General features: G+C 40.1%; 36 protein-coding genes and 2 tRNA genes. All 38 read left to right on the top strand.

All coding sequences use genetic code 11. From position 1 onward, the window contains the following. The first annotated feature begins 18 nt into the window (after positions 1 to 18). The 38 genes from BWD42_RS04245 (at position 19) to BWD42_RS04065 (ending at position 25608) form a co-directional block, all read left to right on the top strand. A complete protein-coding gene (locus BWD42_RS04245) occupies positions 19 to 393 on the top strand; it encodes a hypothetical protein (RefSeq protein WP_077433445.1) in 375 nt (124 codons plus the stop codon). A gap of 20 nt (positions 394 to 413) precedes the next feature. After that, complete coding sequence (locus tag BWD42_RS04240) at positions 414 to 626, top strand: hypothetical protein (protein ID WP_139351014.1); 213 nt, start codon at positions 414 to 416, stop codon at positions 624 to 626. Positions 627 to 733: 107 nt separating this feature from the next. Further along, positions 734 to 1672, top strand: coding sequence for an ATP-binding protein (locus BWD42_RS04235; RefSeq protein WP_077433441.1), 939 nt, complete (start codon positions 734 to 736; stop codon positions 1670 to 1672). Continuing rightward, positions 1665 to 2339, top strand: coding sequence for a hypothetical protein (locus BWD42_RS04230; RefSeq protein WP_077433439.1), 675 nt, complete (start codon positions 1665 to 1667; stop codon positions 2337 to 2339). The genes BWD42_RS04235 and BWD42_RS04230 overlap by 8 nt, the downstream gene beginning before the upstream one ends. Next, on the top strand, positions 2308 to 2742 hold the full coding sequence (locus BWD42_RS04225; protein ID WP_077433437.1) for a zinc-finger-containing protein: 435 nt from the start codon (positions 2308 to 2310) through the stop codon (positions 2740 to 2742). Before BWD42_RS04230 ends, BWD42_RS04225 begins: the two co-directional genes overlap by 32 nt. Before the next feature lies 1 nt (position 2743). Continuing rightward, a complete protein-coding gene (locus tag BWD42_RS04220) occupies positions 2744 to 2968 on the top strand; it encodes a hypothetical protein (RefSeq protein WP_077433435.1) in 225 nt (74 codons plus the stop codon). Between the two features lie 173 nt (positions 2969 to 3141). Next, positions 3142 to 3216, top strand: a tRNA-Ile gene (locus BWD42_RS04215). A gap of 95 nt (positions 3217 to 3311) precedes the next feature. Beyond that, positions 3312 to 3440 (top strand) — tRNA-OTHER (locus BWD42_RS24615). A gap of 187 nt (positions 3441 to 3627) precedes the next feature. Further along, positions 3628 to 3963, top strand: a complete 336-nt coding sequence (locus BWD42_RS04210; protein WP_077433433.1) for a hypothetical protein — start codon at positions 3628 to 3630, stop codon at positions 3961 to 3963. A gap of 3 nt (positions 3964 to 3966) precedes the next feature. Continuing rightward, positions 3967 to 4482: a hypothetical protein gene (locus tag BWD42_RS04205; protein ID WP_077433431.1), complete on the top strand. Its 516-nt coding sequence runs from the start codon at positions 3967 to 3969 to the stop codon at positions 4480 to 4482. Between the two features lie 26 nt (positions 4483 to 4508). After that, positions 4509 to 6191: a DEAD/DEAH box helicase gene (locus BWD42_RS04200; RefSeq protein ID WP_077433429.1), complete on the top strand. Its 1683-nt coding sequence runs from the start codon at positions 4509 to 4511 to the stop codon at positions 6189 to 6191. Then, positions 6172 to 6465 carry a hypothetical protein gene (locus BWD42_RS04195; protein ID WP_077433427.1) on the top strand — a complete coding sequence of 98 codons (294 nt, stop codon included), beginning with the start codon at positions 6172 to 6174 and terminating at the stop codon, positions 6463 to 6465. Before BWD42_RS04200 ends, BWD42_RS04195 begins: the two co-directional genes overlap by 20 nt. Further along, complete coding sequence (locus tag BWD42_RS04190) at positions 6462 to 8975, top strand: ParB/RepB/Spo0J family partition protein (protein WP_077433425.1); 2514 nt, start codon at positions 6462 to 6464, stop codon at positions 8973 to 8975. The genes BWD42_RS04195 and BWD42_RS04190 overlap by 4 nt, the downstream gene beginning before the upstream one ends. 12 nt (positions 8976 to 8987) lie before the next feature. After that, complete coding sequence (locus BWD42_RS04185) at positions 8988 to 9686, top strand: ParB N-terminal domain-containing protein (RefSeq protein ID WP_077433423.1); 699 nt, start codon at positions 8988 to 8990, stop codon at positions 9684 to 9686. Further along, a complete protein-coding gene (locus BWD42_RS04180) occupies positions 9683 to 9901 on the top strand; it encodes a hypothetical protein (RefSeq protein ID WP_077433421.1) in 219 nt (72 codons plus the stop codon). Before BWD42_RS04185 ends, BWD42_RS04180 begins: the two co-directional genes overlap by 4 nt. A gap of 1 nt (position 9902) precedes the next feature. Beyond that, the gene (locus BWD42_RS04175) at positions 9903 to 10658 is read left to right on the top strand and encodes a hypothetical protein (RefSeq protein WP_077433419.1); all 756 of its coding nucleotides are present in this window, start codon (positions 9903 to 9905) and stop codon (positions 10656 to 10658) included. Further along, a complete protein-coding gene (locus BWD42_RS04170; RefSeq protein ID WP_175991946.1) occupies positions 10579 to 11394 on the top strand; it encodes an AAA family ATPase in 816 nt (271 codons plus the stop codon). Before BWD42_RS04175 ends, BWD42_RS04170 begins: the two co-directional genes overlap by 80 nt. Beyond that, positions 11394 to 11759: a hypothetical protein gene (locus tag BWD42_RS04165; RefSeq protein WP_077433415.1), complete on the top strand. Its 366-nt coding sequence runs from the start codon at positions 11394 to 11396 to the stop codon at positions 11757 to 11759. Before BWD42_RS04170 ends, BWD42_RS04165 begins: the two co-directional genes overlap by 1 nt. Continuing rightward, a complete protein-coding gene (locus BWD42_RS04160) occupies positions 11759 to 12244 on the top strand; it encodes an endonuclease domain-containing protein (RefSeq protein WP_217699987.1) in 486 nt (161 codons plus the stop codon). Before BWD42_RS04165 ends, BWD42_RS04160 begins: the two co-directional genes overlap by 1 nt. A 1-nt stretch (position 12245) precedes the next feature. After that, entirely contained in the window at positions 12246 to 12620 is a 375-nt protein-coding gene (locus tag BWD42_RS04155) for a hypothetical protein (RefSeq protein ID WP_077433413.1), read from the top strand. Between the two features lie 3 nt (positions 12621 to 12623). Continuing rightward, positions 12624 to 13073, top strand: a complete 450-nt coding sequence (locus BWD42_RS04150; RefSeq protein WP_077433411.1) for a hypothetical protein — start codon at positions 12624 to 12626, stop codon at positions 13071 to 13073. Positions 13074 to 13081: 8 nt separating this feature from the next. After that, entirely contained in the window at positions 13082 to 13402 is a 321-nt protein-coding gene (locus tag BWD42_RS04145; protein ID WP_077433409.1) for a hypothetical protein, read from the top strand. 27 nt (positions 13403 to 13429) lie between these two features. Then, positions 13430 to 13723, top strand: a complete 294-nt coding sequence (locus BWD42_RS04140) for a hypothetical protein (RefSeq protein WP_077433407.1) — start codon at positions 13430 to 13432, stop codon at positions 13721 to 13723. Continuing rightward, positions 13711 to 14184 (top strand): ASCH domain-containing protein, encoded by a 474-nt coding sequence (locus BWD42_RS04135; protein ID WP_217699986.1) that lies wholly within the window; start codon positions 13711 to 13713, stop codon positions 14182 to 14184. The genes BWD42_RS04140 and BWD42_RS04135 overlap by 13 nt, the downstream gene beginning before the upstream one ends. Before the next feature lie 3 nt (positions 14185 to 14187). Beyond that, positions 14188 to 14553 carry a hypothetical protein gene (locus BWD42_RS04130; protein ID WP_077433405.1) on the top strand — a complete coding sequence of 122 codons (366 nt, stop codon included), beginning with the start codon at positions 14188 to 14190 and terminating at the stop codon, positions 14551 to 14553. Positions 14554 to 14623: 70 nt separating this feature from the next. Next, positions 14624 to 15076 carry a hypothetical protein gene (locus tag BWD42_RS04125; protein WP_139351012.1) on the top strand — a complete coding sequence of 151 codons (453 nt, stop codon included), beginning with the start codon at positions 14624 to 14626 and terminating at the stop codon, positions 15074 to 15076. Then, positions 15063 to 15368 (top strand): hypothetical protein, encoded by a 306-nt coding sequence (locus BWD42_RS04120; protein WP_077433401.1) that lies wholly within the window; start codon positions 15063 to 15065, stop codon positions 15366 to 15368. Before BWD42_RS04125 ends, BWD42_RS04120 begins: the two co-directional genes overlap by 14 nt. Before the next feature lie 483 nt (positions 15369 to 15851). Beyond that, positions 15852 to 16721, top strand: coding sequence for a hypothetical protein (locus BWD42_RS04110; protein WP_077433397.1), 870 nt, complete (start codon positions 15852 to 15854; stop codon positions 16719 to 16721). A 45-nt stretch (positions 16722 to 16766) separates the two neighbouring features. Beyond that, a complete protein-coding gene (locus BWD42_RS04105) occupies positions 16767 to 18227 on the top strand; it encodes a site-specific DNA-methyltransferase (protein WP_077433395.1) in 1461 nt (486 codons plus the stop codon). Further along, on the top strand, positions 18208 to 18444 hold the full coding sequence (locus tag BWD42_RS04100) for a hypothetical protein (protein ID WP_077433393.1): 237 nt from the start codon (positions 18208 to 18210) through the stop codon (positions 18442 to 18444). The genes BWD42_RS04105 and BWD42_RS04100 overlap by 20 nt, the downstream gene beginning before the upstream one ends. Then, positions 18444 to 18908 (top strand): hypothetical protein, encoded by a 465-nt coding sequence (locus BWD42_RS04095; protein ID WP_077433391.1) that lies wholly within the window; start codon positions 18444 to 18446, stop codon positions 18906 to 18908. Before BWD42_RS04100 ends, BWD42_RS04095 begins: the two co-directional genes overlap by 1 nt. Beyond that, on the top strand, positions 18886 to 20439 hold the full coding sequence (locus BWD42_RS04090; RefSeq protein WP_077433389.1) for a terminase large subunit domain-containing protein: 1554 nt from the start codon (positions 18886 to 18888) through the stop codon (positions 20437 to 20439). The genes BWD42_RS04095 and BWD42_RS04090 overlap by 23 nt, the downstream gene beginning before the upstream one ends. A 103-nt stretch (positions 20440 to 20542) precedes the next feature. Next, the gene (locus BWD42_RS04085) at positions 20543 to 21163 is read left to right on the top strand and encodes a hypothetical protein (RefSeq protein ID WP_139351011.1); all 621 of its coding nucleotides are present in this window, start codon (positions 20543 to 20545) and stop codon (positions 21161 to 21163) included. Positions 21164 to 21167: 4 nt separating this feature from the next. After that, positions 21168 to 21413 carry a hypothetical protein gene (locus BWD42_RS24610; RefSeq protein ID WP_175991945.1) on the top strand — a complete coding sequence of 82 codons (246 nt, stop codon included), beginning with the start codon at positions 21168 to 21170 and terminating at the stop codon, positions 21411 to 21413. Beyond that, positions 21319 to 23064 carry a hypothetical protein gene (locus BWD42_RS04080; RefSeq protein ID WP_077433385.1) on the top strand — a complete coding sequence of 582 codons (1746 nt, stop codon included), beginning with the start codon at positions 21319 to 21321 and terminating at the stop codon, positions 23062 to 23064. Before BWD42_RS24610 ends, BWD42_RS04080 begins: the two co-directional genes overlap by 95 nt. Then, positions 22988 to 23581, top strand: a complete 594-nt coding sequence (locus BWD42_RS04075) for a hypothetical protein (RefSeq protein ID WP_077433383.1) — start codon at positions 22988 to 22990, stop codon at positions 23579 to 23581. Before BWD42_RS04080 ends, BWD42_RS04075 begins: the two co-directional genes overlap by 77 nt. Before the next feature lie 71 nt (positions 23582 to 23652). Then, a complete protein-coding gene (locus BWD42_RS04070; RefSeq protein ID WP_077433381.1) occupies positions 23653 to 24525 on the top strand; it encodes a hypothetical protein in 873 nt (290 codons plus the stop codon). A 60-nt stretch (positions 24526 to 24585) separates the two neighbouring features. After that, positions 24586 to 25608: a hypothetical protein gene (locus BWD42_RS04065; RefSeq protein WP_077433379.1), complete on the top strand. Its 1023-nt coding sequence runs from the start codon at positions 24586 to 24588 to the stop codon at positions 25606 to 25608. Positions 25609 to 25652 lie beyond the last annotated feature (44 nt).

The following is a 25652-nucleotide window of genomic DNA, read 5'->3' as shown; positions in this document are numbered from 1 at the left end:
ATAAAATAGTTGAACAAAATGAACTCGAAAGTAGGAATAATTATCGAAAAACCAAAATTGGAGCTGATCGAAGCTTTTCGCTTCGGGAACTCCCTAACGATCCAATATGGCTACGAAGGAAATGAAGACAGCTATATGGAGATCATGCTCGGCGAATCAGAGGTGAGAGCCTTGATCCCAGCTTCTGAATTAAAACATGAAGTACCGGTATGCTTTGACCCATACAATGGTAATACTGAATACAGCATTTGCCATATCAACATTTGGGATTATGTCTCGGAAAGAGCAGAGGAGGTTGCAGGAGCGTGGTTGGAGCAGAGAGAAAGGCAATTGCTTGCACAGGTAATTGAAAATTCAATTTACACAGTTCGTAAACGATCATTAAACGCATAGTTATGAAAACGGTAACAGTAATGAGAACAATTGAGGCTCCAGTCGATAGACCATCTTTCGCTGAGTGGTTCGCAGAAATCAAAAGAACGGCATTAACACCTCCTTTAAAGAAAGTTTTGACTGAGATGTATCAGTTGAGACAGCTTGGGGCAAATGTTCAGCTATTTACATCCAATAACGATTTAAACGAGAAAAAGATTCATGAAGGATTCTTCAAAACTGACGGTAAGTGAATGGATTTTCAGGATTCTAGTGATAGGAGGGATCCTTTTCAAACTGATCATACTAATCACTTACATAATGAGTAAATAATTTTTAAACCATATAAAGTAAAAACAAAATGAGCTTAATTAAAAAACCATCAGAGTTAACAACTCCAACAACATTGAAAGCACTTCTTTACGGTCAGCCTGGTATCGGTAAAACAACTTTAGCGTTGTCTGCTCCTGATCCTTTGTTATTAGATTTCGACGGTGGCGTCCACCGTGTGAAAGCACAGCATCAAACACCAACAGTACAGATTAAATCGTGGGAAGATGTGCAGCAGGTTCTTCAGGAAGACCTTAGCGACTTCAAAACGTTAGTGATCGATACAGCAGGCAAAATGTTGGATTTTATGTCAGTTTATCTGATCAAAACAAATCCGAAAAATGGTACAGCTGGAGGGCAATTGGCCATCGGTGGCTACGGCGCACGTAAAGCGATGTTCGTTCAATTCCTTTCCCAAGTTTCAATGCTTGGTCTGAATTTGATTTTCGTTGCACATGATGCTGAAGAAAAAGACGGTGAGCAAAAAATTATCCGTCCACTAATTGGTGGTTCTTCAGGCGGTGACCTTATTCGCGAACTGGATCTAGTTGGTTACATGGAGGCAAAAGGGAAACAAAGAACAATTTCTTTTGATGCCTGCGAGAGATTCTATGGAAAGAATACCTGTGATCTTGAGCCTCTGATCAACATTCCGGATGCTACGAATGATCCTAACAATTTAATGTCCCTTATTGTCAAACGCTATGCGGTTGCTGCCCACGAGCGTAAAAAACAAAATGATGAGTTCAATAATCTGATGCAAACCATCAAGGATAACATCGATTCATTCGTCACTGATGCGGGTACGGCCAATGATATGATCCCTTGGATCACTGATGAAGTAGAACACATTTGGAACAGCAAAATGCTAGCGTCACGCTATTTATCAGACAAAGCCAAATCGCTTGGATGTACTTTGAACGCTAAAACCAAATTATTTGAGAACAAAAAAATCGCTGAAAATGCCTAAGTATAAATTTTACGCCACTCTTTTGGATGCCTTCACTTGGTATCTAAAGAGTGAGCAGGAAAACGCCTTTCAGCAGTTTATCGACAAGCTGAACCGTGTACCATTCTATTCAGAAAAAGCAGAAAAAGGAACAGCTTTCAATGAATTGGTAGACAAAGTTGCACATGAAGGAGAGTTATATGTTGCCGATGCCAAAGGGATGGTGCATTATAAAACATTTTCCTTTAATCAACATGTTGTGGATCATTTTGTCTCACTTTGCAGATTCGCGGAACCACAAGTTTTTGTCAAGGCTATCCTGCCTACACGATTGGGAGACGTGGAATTGTACGGATATACTGATGAGGTTCTTGCTGGAGGATTGACGATTGATATTAAATGTACAGATAAATACGATTTTCCAAAGTTCTTACACCACTGGCAACATATAGTTTATCCATACTGCTTCAAAATGAATGGAATGGACATGCCCTACTTTACCTATGAGATAACGGATTACAAGTACGTGTATCATGAGGATTACAAATACAATCATGAACGTGATATGGCTAAGTTAAGATTGCATGTGGAGCACTTGATTCAATTCATAGAACAACATCGTCATCTAATCACTGACTTAAAACTTTTCGCTTTGGATGAACCGGCAATTGCAAGGGAATCTTCTTGATGGAATCAAGAGTGGAAAGGTTTGTCCTTACTGCCATATGAGCACAGAGCTCGTTGACAGTTCCTTGATATATGGCACAAGTTACGGGATGATTTACCTGTGTGCAAAATGTAGAGCATGGGTCGGAGTTCACAAAGGAACGGATGTAGCGCTGGGCAGATTAGCAAATGATGAACTGAGGGAATGGAAAAAATTGGCACACGGGTATTTCGACCCACTTTGGAAAAGAAAGATCGAAAAGGAAAACTGTAGTAAAAAAGAGGCGAGGGGAGCTGCCTATAAATGGCTCTCATCAAAAATGAGTTTATCTCCTGAAGATACACATATTGGTTTGTTCGATGTGGATCAGTGTAAAAAGGTTGTAGAAATCTGTAGGGAGTATCATAAGCGCAAACATTACTAAAATGGGAAAAGCAAAATTATATCACTTCGATAAATCGGGAACTAGACATAATGTTCACGAGGACAAAGATGGAAATTTCGTTATCGGATCCGGAGAAAAAGTAAACGGAAGGGTCACTTCCAATCCAAAAGGGTTTGTTAGTTCGGACTCGAAAAGTGACAATCCTTTTTATGGAAAAGGAAATGGAGAGTGGGATCATTACGCTCACTCTGCTGATGATCTCTAGGTCAATTATTGGTTAGGTTTGGCCAGCATCCGCAGTGAATGCGTGTGACTGGCAAAGTAGCAGGTTAGGTTAGTAATCTTATTCAAATCGTTCTTTATAGCTGCTACTCATTTAAAAACTAAGCAAATACAGGTTAGGGTTATTGGCATATTCGTTCTTTATACCTCTTTGCTTGGGGAAGTCGTCCAGCGGCCAGGACACCGGGGCTAATTACTCTGGAGACGACGGTTCGAATCCGTCCTTCTTAGCACTTTTCATAAATAGGTTAATATATGGCTACCGTGTGGGGATTCTCCCCGTTTCCTCCACGGTTATTTTATGAGAATATGGGGAAAAACAAAATGAGTGGATGGCGGAACTGGTAGACGCACTTATGTTGATAGACATCAGATTTGGAAGTAGGGAAGGACGCTTCTTGAAAAGTATCGAAAGATCAGTAACCCGAATGTCGGTTCGAATCCGGCTCCATTTACGACAGTTAGCGTCTAAGTACTTGGTAGTTCTTGTGCATTCGACTATACGTGAGGTGGTTTAATCCTTTCCACCAGTTTGGTCCAAATATAAAAGGAGGGATAGTTTCAAGACTGCTGGGCGAAAGCCTGACTAGCAAAGTAATCCAGCAGTCCTATTCTTTTTGGCAGCAAGCAATTTTAAACAATATGGAAAACGAGAAAGTAATTTTTGATTTATGGTGTGTGGTCGAGCTCTTCGGCCATAGCAAGATCGCCGGTCGATGTACTGAGCAAAGTGTGGCCGGAAAGAATATGCTAAGAGTTGACGTTCCGGAGACGAATGACAATCCATCGTACACACGACTTTTTAATCACGATGCAATCTATGCGATCAACCCGGTTACAGAGGAAGTGGCAAAATTCGTTGCTATCCAACTTAACGGAAAGCCTATCGACAGTTGGGATATCCGGAAGTTTCAGGAGAAGCTCCTTTCTCATTCGAACACTCCCAATTCAGCAAATGATGACGATTTACCTTATTAAGCTATGAATACAATAGAGATCACAAAAATAAAAATAAAAAATAGCCTCGCTGACGTATGGTACGACGAAATCTATGAGGACAACAATCGTGAGGGTAAGTATGTAAACGGCGCCTATCTGATCCATAAAGATTTTCAGAATGCGATTGATGCATTCAAACCTCATTTTGCTAAACTCCTCGATCTGCGTGAAGGTGATATCATCAAAAAGAAAATTGAAGATTATCACGAGGAGGCATTTGCCAACCTGGTGATATCAGGCATAACTTTCGGAGGCGTCGGTGATGACTTCGGCGTATGTATTGTCGGAACCAAAACAATCCGCGGTGGAAAAGTTATACCTCAAAATACGCCGTTTGAAAAGGTATTTGATGATAACAGCGACTACAAATTCAGAGATCATCTCAATGACTGTATTCTCCGCGCTAAATATGAAGCTGAAGAATATATAATCAACAAGAAGCACAGGATCGGCCAGATGTCTATCGACTATCAGGGACAAGCTGAGGACATGGAGTAATCATTTACCTGTAAAATCATAAAACAATGCAAATCACTGAACAAGGTAAATCTTTCAAGATCACTTTCAAGTATGATCCCAAGATGGTTGAAAACATTAAAAAGTTTCTCCCGGAAAGGAAATATGACCCAATTGACAAAAGCTGGATAGTTCCAGTTCTCTATAGATCTCAAGTGGAAATCTTTGGTAAAGCTTTTGGCTTCCGTTTTGGCGATGAGGAGGATGAGGAAATTCTTACACTTCCACCAATGCCTGAACTGACTATTGATATACCGTTAAAGATGAATCTATTCCCATATCAAAAAACTGGGGTAGCCTATAACATCTCAAGGAACGGATCGATCGTCGGAGATCTTCCTGGTCTGGGAAAAACTTGTCAAGCGATCGCAACTGTAGTAGCTAGAAATACCTTTCCTTGTTTGGTGGTTTGTCCTTCTTCCTTAAAGATCAACTGGCAACGCGAATGGCAGATGTGGACCAACAAGAAAGCTTTGATCTTGGATGATCGTATAAAGCATACATGGGACCAATATTTTCACGCCGGTATGACCGATGTTTTTATTGTGAACTACGAAAGCCTTAAGAAGTTTTTTGTAGCCAAGATCGATAACCCTGGAGTCAATGGTAAAACAGGCAAGAAGAATCCATTGCGGTTGAACCATATCCATTTCTCGAAAAAGAAAGAACTGTTTAAGGCCTTGATCGTGGATGAGGCACATCGAGTAAAGGAAATTACAACCCAGCAGACAAAATTTGTTAAAGGGATATCTACCACTGTAGAGCTAAAGCTTCTATTAACCGGTACGCCGATCGTAAACAAACCAAAAGATATGATATCGCTTTTGGGCATTATTGATCAGCTTCCAAATTTCGGAGGTTATCAAGGCTTCATCAAAAGGTATTGCAATGGACCTAATCAGGCAAGTAACCTGAGGGAGCTTGGGTATAAGCTAAAGTTGAATTGCTTTTACCAACGCAGTAAAAAAGAGGTGCTTGAAGATCTTCCGGACAAAACCCGTCAAGTAGTGCTTTGCGATATCACCAATCAAAATGAATATAAGGCTGCAGAACGTGATCTGATCAACTATCTGAAAAAATATAAAGATGCAGATGCGGAGAAGATCGATAGAGCGGTTCGTGGCGAGATCATGGTTAAAATTGGAATTCTCCGTAATATTTCCGCTCGAGGAAAACTAAAAGATGTATTTGATTATGTAGACGACTTCTTGGAAACTGGAGAAAAACTGATCCTTTTCGCACATCTTAAGGAAATTATTACAGCGGTTAAAGAACGATATCCGAACTGTGTATCGGTCACTGGTTCTGATAAAGCTGAGGCCCGTCAAAACGCTGTGGATAGCTTTCAGAATAATCCTGAAGTAAAATTGATCGTTTGCTCCTTGATGGCCGCTGGTGTTGGCTTGACTTTGACGGCATCCAGTACCGTTGGTTTTATTGAGTTCCCATGGACAGCTGCACTTTGTGATCAAGCTGAGGATAGAGCGCACCGTATTGGCGCACAGTTTAATGTTAGCTGTATATACTTCCAAGGCAGAAAAACGATAGATGAGAAGATCTATTCCATTATCCAACATAAAAGAAATATATCTACAACTGTAACGGGTACCGATGATCAGATCGAAGAGAGTACAGTGGATAATATCATTAACCTATTCAATCAACCGGCTTATGAAACAAATGAGTCTTAAAATCGGAAAACGCAGCACAGGAAAGAAAAAACTTTCCCTGGAGCATAGAAAAATGTTGGCCAAAGCTGAATTGAAAAAGCTTGAAAAAGAAGAGGAGAAACTGGCCAAAGATCGCAAACGATATTATCTCCATAGCAAAGCTCGTCAATTTGGTTTGATGGTATTTGCAACACGGAGACAAATATTGGTCACAGAGGATCTCTCTGAAAAGCAGGCTTACTACTGTCAAAAACTGATGCAGTTCGGATACAATATACAGGAAGCAATATCATGATCAAATCGAAAGAGAAAAACACGAAACCTAAATATTCAGACTTCGGACTGGATGATGTGAAGCGAAACAAAGATAAAGGGAGTGTGGGAACGTATTTCTGTGCCTTTGACGGATGGGATGAAAATTTCGGTGCTCCTGGCCACAACGTTTCTTCGGGCTTCAGCTTTTGCTTTTCCAATTTCTGTATCTGTCCGGATTGCGTGGGTAAATCATTTCTTCCGGAGAATGAAAGTCGCTGGTATGTGGACGATTGCTTTAAGTGCAAAAAGAAAGATGTCACATGCTATCATGATACAGGTGCCGGTGATATCGCCACGATCTGCGAGAGCTGTATGCAATGGGCAGCTGAAGTATTGAAAATTGAAACAAACAAAAAATCATATAATATGGCAAGAAGAAAAATAACAGATCCTGATGGGGCTTTAAAAGAAGCTGTATCCATAAATCAGGGGGACGCGGTTAGGATTCTAACTGGAAAACGGAAAAATAGTACTGGACTAATAAAAGAGATCCGTGAAGATGGGACCATATTCGTTGACATGGATGAAGTTGAAGACAGTGTTTCTTCTCACACCCACATGTGTAAGTCCAAGGATGTCGAAGTGATCGCTGATCCTAGAAGTAGTTTGAAAATAGGTGACACAGTTAAAATACTGAGAGGATCTCATAAAGGTGAATTTGGGACTATCACGGAAAATTACATTCCGGGAATGACTCAAATTGAAGTGGAGACAAATGGGAACAAAGAGAAAGTGTCAATATTCAATAATTGGATGTTACCCGTGTCGCAATTGGGCATAGCTATAGAGGAACTGTTGAGGGAGAAACCAAAAGATGAACATCAGGGTATTAAACTTTTACATATTCCTTTACTTCAGATTTCGGAGGACCCCAACCAGCCGCGTAAAACTTTCGACGATAAGGCTGTTCATGAATTAGCTGAGTCAATCAAAGAACAAGGGGTACTCCAGCCAATATTGGTTCGTCCTGATGCGGATGGTTATATGATCGTTTGCGGCGAGAGAAGATACCGTGCTTCTATAATTGCAGGTTTAGAAACTATTCCCGCTACTGTCCGGAATTTGACTGACAAGGAGGCCTTGGAAATTCAGATCACGGAAAACCTACAACGCAAGGATGTGGATCCGTTGGAAGAAGCAGCTTCTTTTCTGATAATGGCTGAAAAAATGGGATATCAAAATGCTGATATCGCTTCAAAAATCGGCAAGGATGAAAAATTTGTTATCCGGAGACTAAAACTGAATGGTCTTGTTGACGACCTAAAGGATTGGATGCGCAAAGGAGTTCTACCGGTGGGGCATGCAGAGAGATTAGCCACTCTCGAGGCAGTAATTCAGCAAGAATGGTATAGAGAAAGAACAAGGTGGTCAGACGACGTTCCTCGTTATAAAGAACTAGTCTCCTGGATAGAACATAACGTCCAAAAGAAACTGGCGAACGCCAATTTCGACCTCGATGCGGAAAACATTGTAGAAGGAATACCGGCGTGTAATAAATGCACGTCAAACTCTGCTGTCTACAGTTTATTCGGAGAGACTGAGATTGCTATCTGCTCCGACAGACAATGTTATACCAGAAAGGCGGAGGTAACTTATAATAGTTTGTTGGAAGAAGCTTTGGCTGATCCAAAAGTATTTTTTGTCAATGATGCCTATTCGGATAACGAACGGGTAAAATCATTGAGGAAAGATGGCCATGTAGTTTATGATCGGTATGAGATGACTTTATTAGAAGATAAACCTCTGCTTCCACAGTTGCCGAATTTAAATAGAAACGATTATGACTCGGATGAAGAATTTAGAGAGAATCTTGATGAAGCAAATATCGAATATGAAGAAGATCTGCAAGACTACGAGCACAATCTTAGTCTATATAATGAGTCATTATCAAAAGCAACAAAAGCGTTCGATCTGAGCTCAGGGAAGTTCGTCCTAGTAAAAAGCATACGTGTCAAAAGTAAAGATTCCAAAATTGGAGATAGTCGAAACAGCATAGCTGCTCGTGATTTAATTATTGACCTAGAGAATAAGAAAAAACGAGGGCTTGAGCTTGATCAGGAAAAGATCATGAAGAAGATTTTGGAGCATATGTCGGAGAATGTTCCCGATACTGATCTCTCTCCGGAAGAGCTTAAATGTATCTCTGTCGATTATCTAAGCAAAATAGGCTACGGTCAGACAGCTGAAAGCATCAAAAAGAAATTTGGCATTGACAAGTTCTATAGCTATTCAAACGGTAAGGAGTACTTGGATAGTCTTGATTCAGTAGGTAGTGGTGAGGTTGCGAAAATGGTTCGTATTTCTCTGCTCAGCAATCATTCGCAGATTGAACCTAAAAGTATCAACGGAGCGATCGTATTCCATCTTGCAAAATCGTGGTGCCCGGATATTCTCAAAACGATTGAGTTGGAACAAGAGGAGGCCAAGATCAAACGTGAAGCTCGCATAGATGCTCAAATTAAGGAATTGGAGAAAGAATTAGCAAACTAAACAATTACCGTCATGAAAAAGACAAAAGATTACGATCAGTTCTCTACAGTTGCTAGCAATAGGGAAGTTGACAATAAGCATGTTAAGCATCTGATTAAGGCTATTAGAAAGAAAAACCTATTGCATCTTAATCCGATCTTAGTAGATACTAATTTGAATGTCATCGATGGACAACATCGTCTTGAAGCTGCTAGAGCAATGGAAGTTGACATTTATTATATGGTAGATTCTTCCATCAGTAAATCGGATATAGCTGATCTAAACTCCAACAAAAAGAACTGGTCGGTAATGGACTATATAAATTATTATACGGTCGAAAAGAAACCGGGATTCGGAGTTCTTTCAAAATTCATCGCTAACCATCCGGCGATACCTGTGTCCGCTGTTATATCCCTACTGAATCCGTTTGGAATAAGAGATTCCGAAAACCTCAAAAAAGGATATGTCGATGTAAGTAACGAAGCCAAGGCGAATGAGATCGCTGGATTACTTAAATGGCTTAGGAACCATTATGATGGAGCCTATAATGGCTCTGTGATAAAAGTAATAAGAGAAATGTACGAACATCCGGACTTTAAAGTGGAGCTCTTTGAAAAGAAAATTTTGGACCAGCCTCGTAGTCTGGTAAAATGTGTGGGATTTAAGCAGTACAAAGAGATGTTCCTTGAAATCTATAATTATAAACTTTCAAAAAACAAGGTGGAGTTATGAACGAGCTATATTATGGAAGAATATATGAATTCAGGCCGTTCAGGAGATCTAAGCATGAACTTCACAACCATCATCAGCGGAGATTGCTGCTTGAGCTGTTCGTGGAGCAGGTAACGTTTATCGGCATGTATCAGGATAACGCCTTGATCATTGACGGCCAAGGCAGAAAGAGATTGTGTAACCCAAATGATTTAAAAGAACAGCAAGGAGAATAGAATGGCAGGTTATGAAGGTAACGGATATGTTTTGTCAAGATTGTGGTTTGACTTCTGCTTCGAAAATATGGCATTAGTTAATCCTAATCACTCAGCGATGTTCATGTGGTTTGTGGAGCTCAATAATCGTTTGGGATGGGTGGATAAGTTCGCTTCTCCAGCAACCCAAACGATGGCAGCCATAGGTATGAAATCTTATAATACCTATAAAAAAACATTCGATGATTTGGTGAATTGGGGATTCGTAAAATTGATAAAAGCTTCAAAAAATCAGTGGACAGCTTCAATAATTGCCCTATCAAAAAATGATAAGGCACGTAATAAAGCACTTGACAAAGCACTTACGATGCACTTGACAAAGCAGAGTGAAAGCACTTGCAAAAGCACAGATAGTATAAATAAACCAATAAACAAACAAACCAATAAACCAATAAACAATACTGTTGGTGAAAAAAGATTTTCACCACCATCACATGAACAGTTGATTTCTTATTTCACAGAAAAAAAATTGAAGCACTGGGATGAGAATCGATGTATTTCGGAAGCAGTTCGATTTTTTGATTTCTATGATTCAAAAAATTGGATGGTAGGAAAAAACAAAATGACGAAATGGAAGGCCGCCGTTTCGGGGTGGATAAATCGGTCAGTTGATAACAACGGAAAAAATGGAGGGAAGAATGGAAACAACGTTACGACAGGTCTTGGACCAGGAGGGGTCGAACCTGCAAGGAATATTGACACCTATGGAAAATTATAATCATATCACGCTGACTGAAGCTGAGACTTCCGAAGCGTTACGTTTGGCCCGTAAAGCCAAAGACCAGAAGCTGAGGAATGACCCATACTTTGCGAAAGTCAAGGAACCGGCTCACTACAAACAGCTGTCTTATGATGATCTAAAGGCTCAGGTATTGACATTTTTCCTCAATACTGTAGGAGAGGAGTTTGAAGAGGATGATGAAAATAGGGAAGTACTCGACCAGTTGCTATTGTATTTCACTGGAGATCCACTGTTTGAGTCAAAGTATGGATTGTCGCTTAAGAAAGGAATTCTGTTAATGGGGCCGATAGGTTGTGGTAAAACCAGTCTTATGCGAGCCATATCGCACAACGCAACGAATCCCTTTGCGATCAAACGCTGTGATGATATCGCTGGCCAGTTTCAAAAGTATGGCCAAGAAGTAATCACGGGCAATATTCAACCAATTATTGCTTATCCGGACAGAAATTTCGGACACAAGTTTATCGGTTGTTGCTTCGATGATTTGGGCACTGAGGATATCAGCAAGAATTTTGGCAATGCTGCCAATGTGATGGAGAAAATCATCAATGGCCGTTATGTGAATGATACTTTGAAGGCAAAAACCCATATCACGGCCAATCTTACCGCAGATCAGATCGAGGGCTTCTATGGAACACGTGTGAGATCGCGATTGCGCGAGATGTGTAACGTAATTTCTTATTCACCAAAAGCTAAAGACAGGAGAGGATAATGGCTAGTAAACAACACACTTATACAGCTATTGAGGTAGAGTATCTCAAAGCAAACCATAAGATAAAAACGATCCAGCAGCTTGCTGACCACTTGGGTCTTGGTTACAATTCCGTGAGAGGAAAGCTCCAATCTTTGGGGATTAAAGCATGCGCAGCGCTAACAAAGAAACTGAGCAAAAAGGACAAAAAGGTAGCAAGCCGTCCGAGCAAGTATGATGCATTGCACCAGATGCAGAATTACAAGCCTACAAAGCCGGTAAAGGATACAACGACGGGTAAGATCCCACTTAAGATCAGCGATAAACTAACGATTTACATTCGTCCGGATCAGGATCCTGAAGCGATCAAAGCAAAATATAGATAGTGGCAAAGAATAGTTCATTAACAAATTCAGATCTAGAAAAAATGGGATTGGTCGAAGTTGCTCCAAACGTGTTTAAACGAGTCGGAAATGCTGAAAAACGGGAGAAAATTTCCGGTACCCGGCATAAAATTTCCAAAAAGCGCAATAAAGTTGAAAGCAGTCGTGAAAAGATTGATCTATTCATCGAAAGCATCAAGCAGGAACTGGGACTCTTTGTTGTTCCGGAACTGCAGTTTCACGATGAGCGAAAATGGAGATTTGACTATGCCATTCCTGATCATAAGATCGCGATCGAAGTGGAGGGAGGAATTTGGATGAAGGGCGGGGGAGCTCATTCTCGTCCAAAGAACATTCTTCGCGATATGGAAAAATACAATGAAGCCACTGCTCTGGGCTGGAGATTGATTCGAGTCACTCCTCAGCAGCTGAACAAAAGATACACCATAAATCAGATCAAAAAATTATTAAAGTTTAAAACCATATAAAATGCAGTATAGTCCAAAATTAAAACGAGTTATGCAGGAGATCAAGGATATCCTATCTCGAGAAGACATTGCCGGTATTATCATGATTCATGAGCCTGGTTTTTCTGAATATCTAATGAAACTGGATCCGACTTATTCGTGTGCCAAGATTACTCAAGAGGGGATACGCTTGAAAGCAAAGAAGGAAGACCACAAACTGAATCCGAATCAGCAGAAGATACTTGTGGAAAATACTTTCAACATGATTCATAGTTTCAATGCGATATCTTGCCATATCGTACCGCCACTAATGGATACTGAGGATCTGCTAAAATCTAAATTCAAAATAGACATCTCCGGAAGTGGTTTTTCTGACCATTCCACACAAAACAACTAAGCCATGGAACATATCAAAATTACGTCATCGCCAGTCCAAAGGACTTGGGAACTGGACTTCGATTATATTCCAAATACGAAAGAACAGTTCCTTTCGACAATACAAAATGCCCCTGACGAAATACTTCAGGGGTTTGGATTCTGCAAATGGGATACATACAATACAATTGCTCGAGATAACCAAAAGAAGCCAGTTGAGCAAATGGTCAACATGAAATCTATTGGTGGCCCTGATATCTCTATCAATGTGGGACGTGGTAATTCTCCCACTGAAGAACTTGAGGTAGATATGCAGCTTTGGTTGATCCCTGGTGAATGGTACAATGTCATTCCTGAAGGATTCGAATTGACCACCATAACCGGCGAAAAGCATCTTTTCCAAAGGAACCGGACAGACAATGATACAAGGTTCGGTTGTCTTGCTTTTGGTATTCTTAGATCAATAATTAAATAGATTTTGTTATGGTCGAGAACAAAGTATATCACGCTATTATCCTTCGATTGGAGGAATTGGAACATAAGGGAGCTTACAAAGGTAATGCACATCATTTAGCTCAGGATCTTTCCAAGATGGTTGCGATTGAACTTTTGTCGAGTCAGCAAAGGAAGATTTACGACGAATTGGATAAGACACCATTTTGCGCTGTAGATGCAAAATACCTTTCGGATGCAACTGGGTTAAATTCAAAGAATATAGCAAGTCAGATCAAGCAAATTCAATCAAAATCGAATCTTATTGGGATAATTAAAGCAGGGAAGAATTGCAAGTATTATCAATTATAACGAATCAAAAATCTAATAACTTTTAATATGACAGACTTACAAAAAAAACTTAAGGATCGTTGGATAGAGAATGGTTATCCAGTAGAGAAAATTCAAGAGGTATTCAAGTTTATGGAAGATATAAATGAGAATGATCATTCTAACAAATGGGTAGTGGTTCCCAGTATGCATTTTCTGACCTGTGTAAGCGACTTAACCCATAGTTCGCTAAAGTATAGCTTCGAAGAGAAAACAGCTCAAGCAAACCTTGAGTACGATATCGAGTCTGACGTAACATTCGCCTTTTATGAAAAGGAAGGAGTACTGGCATGGGAGAGATAGTGAAAGTAGTTTCGATTAGACAACCTTGGGCGAGCTTTATCGCCCATGGTATAAAGGACATCGAAAACAGATCCTGGAGGACAAATTATCGCGGGCCGATCCTAATCCACTCTTGCGGGCCAACGAAGTTTAATGTTCAGCTCACCGATCCACAGATGAAAGCAGTATTGCCTATAATCAAGGATATTTTCGTTGACGGAGTAAGTGGCAAAATCAATAATGCTATTCCTTTTGGAGCAATAATCGGTAAGGTCGATATCGTCGATTGTGTTATCAATCACCCAAGCATTTGGGCTGAGAAGGTGGCGGTTGACATTTGCCCGGATACCGGATTGTCAATTATCCGTAAAGGACAAAAACCAATTTGGAATTGGGTACTCGAAAATGCTGAGCTCTTTGACGAGCCCATTCTCAACGTCAAGGGCAAACTGTCTCTATGGGATTTTCAATTAAACACATAAGCCATGGTAGATCACAAAGTTTTTAAGGTTGCACAGATCAGGGATCTGCTCAATCAGGTAAATGACGAGACAATAACTTTCAGTCGATTTGTAGAGATCCTAAATGAACAGGCGAATAAAGTATTTGTCAAAGCGGAGCTAATCCTAACGCTGGAAAGTAAAAATGATTGGATCAATAAAGTACCTCGTCGCCTCCCAGATAAAAACCGACACAAAGAGAACTTTCTTTGGATCGATAAAAACGGATGTGTATTCGAACTGGGAGAGGACTTCGCAGCAGCCGAACGGATGGGGACATTTCCCTGTAAGGTTTATCGCACAATAACAGTATCACAATTTGAAAATAGAAAGGAGGGAAATAATGTTTAATGCAAAATTCAAGAAAAAGCTAACGAAGTTCTTCGAGCCATTCATGAAGATCGATGCTAACAAGAGAAAAATGCAGGAATTATCGAATGGTTTTGAGAGTGAAGATGATTTTCAGAGAAACGTTCCAGTTGACCGGATGGACAAAATAATAGAAGTTCTCAAGGATACAATAGAAGTAAAAAAAGGGATTGAGTACAAAACCATCAAGGAAGAGGAAGCAATTCACACATTGGAAGAGCTCAAACGATTCAGAACTCTTCCTAAAGAATTGAAATCTCCCCAGGGATATCGGATCATTCCCTTGCTCCACTTAGATATCTTTAAACTTGGTGGCTGGGGAATCTGTGATGCCTGTAACAAGGATCAGATCGTCTTCATGTATATCGGCGTGCTCAATAGTGCGTATTGTCAAGCGTGTTATGAGGAATGGATCACCATCGCTAAATATTATCCTCAGGATATCCATGTCGAAACCAGAAACATTGAAAGAACATTAAAAGTAATCACCGATGAAAATAATTGATGAAAGACATCTATTTGATGTGAAAATTGGCGATGCACAATTCTATGTGTTAGCCCTAACCATTGTAGCAGCAATGAATGCAGTGGGTGAAGTATATTTGGATCCATTGGCAGAGGAGGAGTCCATTGAGTTTACAGCACAACTGGTTCCAGAGGAAGAAGTGGATAAGATAACATTTATGGATTGTGATCATAGAGAAGAAAAATATCTGTATCGCCGGATTATTGATTACGTTAAAAGTGATATCCAAGTCAGTGATAATCCGAACATCCTGACATCTACTGAATGGTAATGTTCTCAAAAACAGGATATAATTCCGCGTACAATATACATTCTGTTGACAAGCGGTCATTTCTGAGATAGATTTGACCGTATGTTATTCAAACCACCAGCTATTCATAGACGAGGTCTTGATATCGCAAATAACCTAGAAGATCCAGCATTCACATCTAATATCAGAGTATTTTTCGAAGTAGGCCGTATTGGTCACTATTTGACTCTCTTTTCTGATGGGGTGAACTGGCACATTGATTCGGAAGCCAGTATTAGTATTGTATATGGAAGCAAGTTGATTGATTTTATAAGAGATACTTAGTCATCTTGTGTCGGTCAGGAAATAAATTGCAAATTATAACCATCTGTATCATAGTATTATATGTGACATGACAAAAAAAACAGCGACATGAGAAAAATCAATCGTAAAAAACGATATAAAGCCATCTATTGCAGATGGTTTTTTTAATGTTTAGTTTTGGGACAACCTATATAATAATTTATGAACGATATCTTAAAGTCCATCAATCTTAGATTGAGAAATCCATTCATCTTATCATTTAGTATATCATGGATTTTTTTGAACTGGCGCATTGTTGTTGGTTTGCTTTGGTACAATTCTACTACTATAGAAAAATTGGGATACAAAAATTATTATGATTTAATCAATGCTAATTTGGACGCTGCCAGTTTCCAAATACCTCTATTCGTAGCAATGATGTATCCAATATTAATGTGGGGCATACGTTTGTTTCAAACATTTATAGAGAAGTATGAGGTTAAGTCAATTAAGCGTGTGTCTAAAGATGGCTATATAAAAACAGAAAGGTATCTTAAACTGACTGAAAAATATGATGAAAGTGTCGGTAGGCTGTCGGATTTAATAAATTCTGAGGCTGTCATTCAAAACGAAAACACCTCTCTAAAGGAGAAAAACATAGAATTAAAAAGCTCTTTAGATGCTTCTTCTAAAAGCCGGGGTGAGATTGAGAGTGAAATGAAGGCCCTGAAAATAAAGTCAAGTTTAAAAATTTTCAACAGCGAATGGGAAGTAACCATCCGTGATAAATTTAGCAAAGACGAATTTATCAATACAATGATTATCAATGACGGAAAATTTGCTTGGGTAAATCCTTATGATGACGAACGCGTAAAAATGTTCGAAATAATTTATTACGTATTCAACATAGAAACATCCACTTGTACTCTTATTCTAAACGTTTTAAACAATGTTTTTTCCACAAAAATAATTACCTTAAATTTTCTAAAATGGGAAGATGAAAGTAGGAGGCTTGTAAGTTATGTTCCAGAAGATTCTCAAATTTCTGATTCATTTGAATTGACAATGGTTAGACGAATCCATACACCATAAACAGTTTTTTTCTTTTGCAATTCAATATTTCGTACTATTTGCAGTATGCAGACTGACGAAATTAAAACGATACAAAACAAGGTCATTGGTTTGACAAGCGTCAGATGGAATGACCTTGCTACTTTAAGGACTCCCGATCTTAAAGTAGCTTCAGACGAAGGTTTCCAACGTCTAAAAAATTCAATCCTTGATGATGGCTTTATCAAACCGATATACATTTGGGAAGATGGGCCATTTCAATACTGTCTTGATGGTGAGCTGCGGTTGAAAGCTCTACAATCTCTCCTGGTCGATGGTTATTTAGTTCCGGAAAGTCATCCAGCGTTATTGATCGACTGTAATGACAAGAAGGAAGCAGCTAAGTTCACATTGATCTATTCAGCCATTTATGCAAAACTCCAGCAGAAAGGACTGTTTGATTTTATCACTGAGTTTGATCTCAACTTTAAAGAGCTGAAAGAAACCATTCTGTTGCCTGATTTCTCGGAAGAGCGCTTTATGCAGACTTATGATATCGAAGGCATAGTGGATTCCGAAGAAGATGAGGTTTTTGTTGAGGAGGAAGAAATTGTCGTGCAGCCTGGAGATCTCTTCCAGATCGGTGAACATGTAATTGCATGTGGTGATTTTCAAGACAAAGAGCTGATCAATGCACTTTTCGAAAACGGGACGATAAAAGGTCGGATCCTAACCTGTGATCCCCCATACAATTTGCCCACGAATTTCTTTTCTGACCAGGGACACGCTGATTTTGCTATGGCAGCTGGTGAAATGTCGGATACAGAGTTTGCAGAATTTCTTCAGTCATTAATGCAAGTTGCAAAGGAAAATACTGTTGATGGTGCGATCCACTTTATTTTTATGGACTTCAGGCATAGCTGGCACATGTGTGAGGCTGCTCGCAATGTCTACGGATCACCCATACCTAAACAGGTCTGTATATGGAATAAGGACAACTTTGGTAATGGTTCTTTCTATCGAGCCAAACATGAATTATGTTTTGCCTTTCATTCCGGTACCGCTGCGCATTATTGGGAGAAAGATATGCTTGATCATACTGGCTTCTATAAAGATGATCATAAGATGGTTTATATTTTCAAGAATGGCGATAAAGCAAAACATGTCTCACACCTAGAGCTGAAGGACCGGATCCGGACTAATGTTTGGAGTTACCCATCGGCCACCAGTTCCAAAAATCCCGATCGTAAAGAGTTGGAGAATCATCCAACACCAAAGCCAGTGATTATGATCGCGGATTCCATTCTTGATACAACACTTCCTGGAGAGGTAGTAATTGATTTTTGTCTTGGATCAGGGACGACATTGATTGCCTGTGAAGCAACTGACAGGAGATGCCGGGCCACAGATATAGCTCCAAAATATATCCAGTCTGCAATAATTCGCTATTTCAACTATTGCAAGAAACGTGGAATTGTTGGTACATTTAAGCATTTGAATGGGAACCTAACAATAAACGATTTCGATTATGAGCGAACTATCATCTAACGAAAAGCTACAGATCATGAATGATACAAAGCAACTGATTCTGGATTATTTAGTTGAACAAGCTGAAATCAATGCAACAGCATTAAAGTCTTACGAAAACGACACGCTAGACAAATATGATCCCGAGATCAAAAAGATGAGAGAAACGGAAGCGATTAAACTTCGCGACCGGATCTACGAACTCAATAGGCATATTGCCGTCATTAAGCGAATGTAATGGCTAAAACGCAGGAAAAGACTCCAAAATATGAAATTGAAAGACGAATCAGGAACGTTCAGGAATGGATCATGGACGATTATCCCTATGGAGATATCGTCCGTTCAATCGTAAATAAATGGGGACTTTCCGAGCGTCAGGCACAGCGTTACATTAAAACCGCATATGATGAATTCAAGGATAAAGAAGAACTGTCCATTGAGGCAAAAAAGGCCTATTACATCAAAAGGAAGAAGAAGCTTATTCGTGATATGGATCCACGAGTCAAAACCACAGCCTCCGGAGCCCGTGCTATAAACAAAATCCTTGATTCAATGGCCGAGCTCGAAGGTATTAAAATAAATAAGGTACAGTTAACAGGAAAGGATGGAGAGCCATTGATACCTGAGGTTGGAGTCCTACCAGCGGTAGTAATCTTACCAAATAACGGGAGGGATATTGATGATCGAGATACCAAAGGCTAACCAAATAATCAAGCCACAACCCGGATTTCAAACGAAATTCTTATCTTCTCCTGCCGATATCCTGATCGGAGGTGGATCTGCGGGTGGAGGGAAAACCTATGCTGAATTGCTTGAGGGGGTTCGGCATACTAGCAATAGCAAGTTCTCAGCAATGATGTTCCGCCGAACAATTCCTCAGATCAAGAACCCGGGCGGGCTTTGGGATACAGCAAAGGGTATTTATCCACTTTTAGGCGCCAAAGGTAATTCAAATGAACATACTTGGCATTTTCCATCCGGTGCAAAAGTTAAATTTTCCCACCTGCAGCATGAGCACAATATATATGATCATCAAGGTGCCCAGTATCCATTGATCATCTATGATGAGCTGACACACTTTTCTTGGAAAATGTTTACATACATGTTATCTCGTAATCGATCCGCCTGTGGTGTGAGACCATATATTCGCGCGACTTGCAATCCAGATCCTGACAGCTGGGTTGCAGATTTTATTGAATGGTGGATTGATCAAGAAAGCGGATTTCCTATTGCAGAAAGATCGGGGATACTTCGTTATATGACCTCAGTCGGTGATGTACTGGTTTGGGGGGATAGCAAACAGGAAGTGATAGAAAAAGTACCAGCTGATTATTGGGATCGCTTTCCTTCAGATGTAAAACGAACAGACCTTATTAAATCGGTAACGTTTATTCCAGGATCAGTATATGAAAATAAGGAATTGTTAAAGAATGACCCCGGTTACCTCGGAAACCTAATGGCTCTGCCTGCTGATGAACAAGCCAAACTACTAGATGGAAACTGGAAGATCAGGACTGATGGTAAAGCTTTGTTTAACTATGATGCTATTAAATCGTTGTTCAGTAATTTTGTTACTGATACAAAATTCAGATGTATCACCTGCGATGCTGCACGGTTTGGCCGTGACTTCACTGTGATCTTTGTGTGGGAAGGATGGAAGGTTGTCCGGATAATTGTCATGATGTCAACAGATGAGCAGGACATTGTTAATGCTATTGAATCTCAGCGCAAACAATTTGGTATCCCAAAACATAAAGTGCTTATCGATCAAGATGGAGTTGGCGGAGGAGCCGTAGGAGTCGGAGGTTACAAGGGATTTCAGGGGGGGACACCAGCTGTCATTGATCCGGAGACAGGAATTAAGGAATTTTACGCAAATCTCAAAACTCAATGCTACTATCGTTCAGCGGAACTGGTGAATGTTGGTCTGGTTCAAGTCGTTGCTACCAATGAAACGGTGATCATTGTGGATAGGAGTGGGCGGGAACACCGATCGATGAAGTTTAAACACAAAGGAAAGGAAGTTACAATCGTTATGTACATCGAACAGGATCTGCGAGCTATCAAAAAAAAGGATAAAGACTCTGAAGGCAAGAAGCGTATCAATGATAAGATAGAACAAAAAGCAATTCTCTTTGGGAGATCGCCTGACTTTGGCGATAACTTCTGTATGCGAGCTTGGTTTGAGCTAAACTCCATTTCAGATGATTATGGTGTCACTAGGAGAAATTAAAGAACCGAAAAAACTTTTTTTGAAAAAAACTAAATTTTGTTTTTACTTTGAATAGTTGCCAGGGGACGGCATGACGAAAATTTTGAACTTTAATTTTTTAGTTATGTTATTAGAATGTCCCCCTCCAGCAGTTTTAGCGAATATCCCTGCAACAAACTGTCCAATCAAATTTGACCAGATCCAAAAGATCGCTTTTGGTCGAAAAACTACAGATGCCCGTTTTGATACTGAAACCGAAATGATTACCCAGGCAGCATGGACTCCATTGCTCACAGCCGTTGACGCTTCAAAAATTGTCATTAGTCCTTACTTTACCGGTCTGACCATTCCTGTAGGCGAGCCAATTAAAACTGGCGGAAATGACAATACCACCATCAATGGTATTTCCGAGTTACAAGGTGGCCCATCTGTTGTAGTTCCTTTGATCTTCAAAAACATTTCCGCAGAAACTGCTCGCGGCTTGCGTGCTCTTTGCTCCGAAACACAATTACAACCTGGAGAGACAAATCTCGTAGGTTATTTCTTCGCTCGGGACAACAACATTATTTATGATGCTCGTGATAATAAGATAGAGGGATTTGAAATTTTTAACCTATTTGTACCTGACGTTGCTTCGGAAGGTTTTAACGCTAACAACACATACAATTGCTCTTTTGAGCTAAAGTTCGGTTGGTCCGAATTCTTCAAGATGGTAAAAGCCAACTTCAACATCACTAAACTGTAAGATCATGAGCGGACTAACAAAGGTTGAGTTAGTCTCAGATGTTTTGGGAAAGCGTGCTTTCGCAATTGAGCACGCTCAAAACATCCTTGACTACGAAAAGGAAAAAGGATTAAAGAATTGGCAATTATCTCCCGGAAACGGATTCGAACTGGACAATGGCATTATCAAACGAGCAAGTAAAAGAGCTGATAAAGGCTCCAAAGAACGGACTGAAACTTCAGAAAGCGATCCATCACGAGCTGAGGCTTAGTTTCCATAGTACCATTGTTGATAAAAAAGACGATGCAAATGGATATCTAAAAGACTTCATGCTTTGGGTTAAATCTATAGTGACAGCTACGGATAAATATGCCCAATTTGAAAAGCTTCTTACTTTTCCTGTTGCCACGAATGCCTTGATCGATGAGATTTCAGATGAATATGTAAAGGTATTTGATGCTCAGAACAGTTTGATGGATTATACTTTTACCGACTCAAAGTATAAAGAGCTGTTCGATGAGTTTCTTCAGCAAAACAATGATGAGCACTTTTGGAAGAGGGATGTGTTTGGTGCTATTTTCTCTGCAATCAATAGTATTGTCGTTGTGGATCTACCACAGATACAGACTACTGACTATCCGGTACCATATTATTATTTATTGCCTATTGATCAGGTTATCGACTTGGACTACGATTCGATAAACAAGCGATTGAATTATGTAATTTTCCACTCAAAGGGAAATATTGCTGCTTTTGATAATCTGTCCTATCGTCTTTTTCAGACAGGAGCTAATGGTGAGTTTATTCAGATTGTCAATGAACCACACGATTTAGGTTATTGTCCGGCTAACTTCATGTGGCGCGACAATATTGATCCAAATGATTTCTACAACAAACAGAGTCCGCTTAGTTCCCAGCTTGGCGACCTAGATTGGTACCTGTTCTATTCAACAATTAAGAAGAGTCTTGATCTCTATGCGAGTTATCCGATTTACTGGGCATATGAAGGAAAATGTAATTATCGGAATCCTCAGGGAGCGGAATGTGAAGGTGGTTTTACGCACTATACAGACGGCGAAGGAAATTCAAAACCAGTAGCGTGTCCATCATGCGAAGCTAAAAAACTTGTTGGCCCAGGATCATTGTTAAGCGTACCGATTCCGAGAAACTCTAATGAACCAGATCTTCGCGAGCCGGTAGGTGTTGTTTCTGTGGATTCCGGATCTCTGCAATACAATGTCGATGAGCTTGAACGCTTGGAGAACGATATCAAACAAAAGGCCACCGGTAAAATCGACAGTAAGCTCTTGAGCAAAGAGGCTCTGAATGAAGATCAAGTGCGATCGCAGTTTGAAAGCCAAACCAACATTTTGAGATACATCGCTTCAAACTTAGATGCTATCCGATCCTGGACAATGGACACCGTTGGAAAGTTGATGTTCGGGGAAATCTTTGTATCAAGTTCTATCAACCATGGCACTGAGTTCTACCTACAGTCATTGGACGAGCTTACGAAAGAATATAATGCGGCAAAAACGGCCGGTCTGCCACTTTTCATTCTTGCTTCTAAACGTAAGATGCTCGCTGAGCTTCAAGCGAAAAACAATCCAAGTGAACGAGATAATATGGAGGTGCTGCGGTATTTGGAACCCTATCCGGATCTTACGATATCTGACTGTAAGAATTATGGTGTGATGGAAGCGGATCCCGAAGGATATGCCGTCAAACTGAACTTTTCATACCTCATTGATAAGTTCGAATTAGAATTCGGCAGTATAGTCGAGTTCGGTTATGCTCTGCCACTGAAAACAAAAATTGAACGTATAAACGAAAAATTGAAAGATTATGTCAAAATCACAATCAAAAGCTCCACAGGCTCCGGAACAAAGCCAGGAGAACAACAGCCCGGTACTGGAAAATAAAGATCTCAATATCAACAAAGATCAAAATGAAAACAATCAGGATCCTGAAATTCCTGATATGGATGCACCGGCACCGCCAAAAGTGGATACTAACAGTCCAATTTCTGACGACGAAAAGGAAAAAAAGGACGATATCCAGTCTCCTCCGCAAGCTCCACAGGCTCCGGAACAAAGCCAGGAGAACAACAGCCCGGTACTGGAAAATTTCAACCACGAACTTTTGAGAACGGATCCGGAATATGTAAAAGCATTGATGGAAGAGCAACCGGAAAATACGGGCCGGTCAAATGGCGTTGGTATATTCCACGGAAATAAGGACGAGGGTAAAAAATATCCATTGGATTATAATCCTGGAGATAATATTGTTGTTCGTATTGCTCTGGTTGCGTCATCGGGAGGACAAGTTTCGGAGATTCAAAATTCGGCCAGTATCCAAGTTTTTGAACCTAGTGTTTATGAGCACTTAAAAGCAACCGGAGCCTTCAAGGGTAAAGCTGTGTTGATTCTTAACGAATAGCCGTGAGCAGTTTATTTGGTAAATCAAAAAAATATGCCGAATAATTGAATAACATCAATTGACGAATTTTTATGGTAACATTTGAAGACATCCAAGAAGCCCTGAAGGACGAAAGCGTAAAAGGTAAGGTTGTTTCAGCCTTAACTCCAGACGTGCAAAAAGCACTCGAAGCATCGGGAATGATCATCCGTTCGAAAGAACAGGACGAAGCGTATGTGAATGCTAAAGTTGAACCTTTGGTTGAAGTGAAAATCAAAGATCAGATTAAGTCTGTTCATGAAAAGTATGACCAAGATCTTTTGGAATTGACCGGCGATCGGAAAAAACCTGAAGAGAAAACCTATGACTTTCTCAAACGCAAAATTACCGAGATCAAGGCAGCTAAAGGAGGAGAGGGTGTCGACAAAGATAAACTTGAAAGTTTGCAAAAATCATTGGAAAAGATGAAGTCTGATCATGAAGCAGAAATCTCCACCATTCATTCAGGATACTTGAAAAATGAAGTCGGAATGAATGTTCAAGTTGCAGTTTCAGGTTTTAATATTGCTGTTCCGGCTAACTTGACCGATGATCAAAAGGCTGATTTTGTTGCAAGACAAAGAAAAATGATTGCATCAGATTTTCAGTCGGCATTTACTGCTAAAAAGGACAATGAAGGGAATATTGTCTATTACAAGGATGATCAGTTGCAGATCAGCACGAAGGATGGGAAACCTTTGACAGCTGAACAGTTGATCGCCGAAAACTATCAAACATATTTCGCAGCACCTGGCAAAAAACAGGGTGGCGCAGGATCTGGAGGTGACGATGTGAAAGAACTTTCAGCTGCTTCAACTAAACAGGATATTCTTTCTTGGTTGAAAGCCAACAACTACCAAGAGAACACAAAAGATTTCTTGGATAAGTATGAGGAGCTGCAAAAGAAATATGGCATCATCAAATAACCGTCAGGAGGACACGGGTAGGAATTATTAATTAATTATGAATTTTTAGATCGATTAACAATGTTAACTTTAGATCCTACCAAATTACTGGACGCCATTATTGACGTCAAAAATCGCAAATTTAGAAACTGGGAAACACGACTTTCTCGTTATGGGGCATTGTCTGCTTTCATTGATAATACTGATTTATTACTTCCAAAATCGTTGGTCGAGAACACCCGCAAATCCCCGGGACGGCCGCAAAAGATTCCAGTTTTGGACAAAATGAATGTTGAGGTCATTGACAAACGTTCATGTAACATCGTAGGCAATAATGGCGTGTCGAAATTAGCGACACTCTCATGGGTGACCAAAGGTTTCGAAATTGTCACGGCTCCTGCCATTAATGCTGGCAATATGATATCTCTAGAAGAAGATTATGCCCACCAGCTTTTGAATGGTCTAATAGCTGTTTTCGCAGCTTTAGATACGGCTGCTGCGAATGCGCTGGAACTAAATAAGGCTACATCTCTAGCTGCTACAGATTTGGCTACAATCGCTGCTGGTGCTTATCAAATGGACATCAATGATATTTATTTCTATATGGAAGCAATCATGGAGAAGAATGATCTTTATGGGCCATATCTAGATGTAGCCAATACCGAATCGATTGCGTCTTGGAAGAAATACTGGGAGAGTTTCGGTCTAGCAAATGAACAGAACAAAGCTGGAGTAGCTGATCGTTACGTACCATACCGTTCCAATCGTGTAAACCCTGGTGCTACAAATTCCGAAGTTCACTATTTCGCTGCCGAAGGCTCAATCGGTATTTTCAACTGGAATCATTGGGAAGCACAGAACAACGTGGATTTCGGTAATGGTACCAAAGTAACCATCAAGGAAGATCCGGTACAAGGCTTAAAGTGGGCTGTTACAGAGAAAACTGAATGTCGAGATCTTTCTGCAACACATGGACCAGGATATGAGGCCACAATGGTTAAGTCTGAACAATGGATAGCTGATTTTTCTTTTGTTTCTGCCTACAGCTCGGATAATAAAACACCAATTATTAAAGCGGTTGTTCCAAAACCAACTACACCTTAGGATTTGCGTCAATTATTATATGGTTTCCCGGTTCGGATTATCCG

This window comes from Sphingobacterium sp. CZ-UAM (genome assembly GCF_002000245.1).
Taxonomy (GTDB): domain Bacteria; phylum Bacteroidota; class Bacteroidia; order Sphingobacteriales; family Sphingobacteriaceae; genus Sphingobacterium.
Note: the sequence above shows the minus strand (reverse complement) of the source record. Positions and strands in the feature narration are given on the sequence as shown.

Bases quoted from the DNA above. Each gene is read 5' to 3' on its own strand.
- BWD42_RS04170 (WP_175991946.1), top strand. From the start codon at position 10,579: ATGGAAACAACGTTACGACAGGTCTTGGACCAGGAGGGGTCGAACCTG.
- BWD42_RS04230 (WP_077433439.1), top strand. From the start codon at position 1,665: ATGCCTAAGTATAAATTTTACGCCACTCTTTTGGATGCCTTCACTTGG.
- BWD42_RS04135 (WP_217699986.1), top strand. From the start codon at position 13,711: ATGGGAGAGATAGTGAAAGTAGTTTCGATTAGACAACCTTGGGCGAGC.
- BWD42_RS04075 (WP_077433383.1), top strand. From the start codon at position 22,988: ATGTCAAAATCACAATCAAAAGCTCCACAGGCTCCGGAACAAAGCCAG.
- BWD42_RS04145 (WP_077433409.1), top strand. From the start codon at position 13,082: ATGGTCGAGAACAAAGTATATCACGCTATTATCCTTCGATTGGAGGAA.
- BWD42_RS04105 (WP_077433395.1), top strand. From the start codon at position 16,767: ATGCAGACTGACGAAATTAAAACGATACAAAACAAGGTCATTGGTTTG.
- BWD42_RS04090 (WP_077433389.1), top strand. From the start codon at position 18,886: ATGATCGAGATACCAAAGGCTAACCAAATAATCAAGCCACAACCCGGA.
- BWD42_RS04150 (WP_077433411.1), top strand. From the start codon at position 12,624: ATGGAACATATCAAAATTACGTCATCGCCAGTCCAAAGGACTTGGGAA.
- BWD42_RS04200 (WP_077433429.1), top strand. From the start codon at position 4,509: ATGCAAATCACTGAACAAGGTAAATCTTTCAAGATCACTTTCAAGTAT.
- BWD42_RS04210 (WP_077433433.1), top strand. From the start codon at position 3,628: ATGGAAAACGAGAAAGTAATTTTTGATTTATGGTGTGTGGTCGAGCTC.
- BWD42_RS04185 (WP_077433423.1), top strand. From the start codon at position 8,988: ATGAAAAAGACAAAAGATTACGATCAGTTCTCTACAGTTGCTAGCAAT.
- BWD42_RS04155 (WP_077433413.1), top strand. From the start codon at position 12,246: ATGCAGTATAGTCCAAAATTAAAACGAGTTATGCAGGAGATCAAGGAT.
- BWD42_RS04120 (WP_077433401.1), top strand. From the start codon at position 15,063: ATGAAAATAATTGATGAAAGACATCTATTTGATGTGAAAATTGGCGAT.
- BWD42_RS04125 (WP_139351012.1), top strand. From the start codon at position 14,624: ATGCAGGAATTATCGAATGGTTTTGAGAGTGAAGATGATTTTCAGAGA.
- BWD42_RS04095 (WP_077433391.1), top strand. From the start codon at position 18,444: ATGGCTAAAACGCAGGAAAAGACTCCAAAATATGAAATTGAAAGACGA.
- BWD42_RS24610 (WP_175991945.1), top strand. From the start codon at position 21,168: ATGAGCGGACTAACAAAGGTTGAGTTAGTCTCAGATGTTTTGGGAAAG.
- BWD42_RS04225 (WP_077433437.1), top strand. From the start codon at position 2,308: ATGAACCGGCAATTGCAAGGGAATCTTCTTGATGGAATCAAGAGTGGA.
- BWD42_RS04235 (WP_077433441.1), top strand. From the start codon at position 734: ATGAGCTTAATTAAAAAACCATCAGAGTTAACAACTCCAACAACATTG.
- BWD42_RS04110 (WP_077433397.1), top strand. From the start codon at position 15,852: ATGAACGATATCTTAAAGTCCATCAATCTTAGATTGAGAAATCCATTC.
- BWD42_RS04175 (WP_077433419.1), top strand. From the start codon at position 9,903: ATGGCAGGTTATGAAGGTAACGGATATGTTTTGTCAAGATTGTGGTTT.
- BWD42_RS04240 (WP_139351014.1), top strand. From the start codon at position 414: ATGAGAACAATTGAGGCTCCAGTCGATAGACCATCTTTCGCTGAGTGG.
- BWD42_RS04165 (WP_077433415.1), top strand. From the start codon at position 11,394: ATGGCTAGTAAACAACACACTTATACAGCTATTGAGGTAGAGTATCTC.
- BWD42_RS04085 (WP_139351011.1), top strand. From the start codon at position 20,543: ATGTTATTAGAATGTCCCCCTCCAGCAGTTTTAGCGAATATCCCTGCA.
- BWD42_RS04220 (WP_077433435.1), top strand. From the start codon at position 2,744: ATGGGAAAAGCAAAATTATATCACTTCGATAAATCGGGAACTAGACAT.
- BWD42_RS04195 (WP_077433427.1), top strand. From the start codon at position 6,172: ATGAAACAAATGAGTCTTAAAATCGGAAAACGCAGCACAGGAAAGAAA.
- BWD42_RS04190 (WP_077433425.1), top strand. From the start codon at position 6,462: ATGATCAAATCGAAAGAGAAAAACACGAAACCTAAATATTCAGACTTC.
- BWD42_RS04245 (WP_077433445.1), top strand. From the start codon at position 19: ATGAACTCGAAAGTAGGAATAATTATCGAAAAACCAAAATTGGAGCTG.
- BWD42_RS04080 (WP_077433385.1), top strand. From the start codon at position 21,319: ATGGCATTATCAAACGAGCAAGTAAAAGAGCTGATAAAGGCTCCAAAG.
- BWD42_RS04070 (WP_077433381.1), top strand. From the start codon at position 23,653: ATGGTAACATTTGAAGACATCCAAGAAGCCCTGAAGGACGAAAGCGTA.
- BWD42_RS04140 (WP_077433407.1), top strand. From the start codon at position 13,430: ATGACAGACTTACAAAAAAAACTTAAGGATCGTTGGATAGAGAATGGT.
- BWD42_RS04100 (WP_077433393.1), top strand. From the start codon at position 18,208: ATGAGCGAACTATCATCTAACGAAAAGCTACAGATCATGAATGATACA.
- BWD42_RS04205 (WP_077433431.1), top strand. From the start codon at position 3,967: ATGAATACAATAGAGATCACAAAAATAAAAATAAAAAATAGCCTCGCT.
- BWD42_RS04180 (WP_077433421.1), top strand. From the start codon at position 9,683: ATGAACGAGCTATATTATGGAAGAATATATGAATTCAGGCCGTTCAGG.
- BWD42_RS04065 (WP_077433379.1), top strand. From the start codon at position 24,586: ATGTTAACTTTAGATCCTACCAAATTACTGGACGCCATTATTGACGTC.
- BWD42_RS04130 (WP_077433405.1), top strand. From the start codon at position 14,188: ATGGTAGATCACAAAGTTTTTAAGGTTGCACAGATCAGGGATCTGCTC.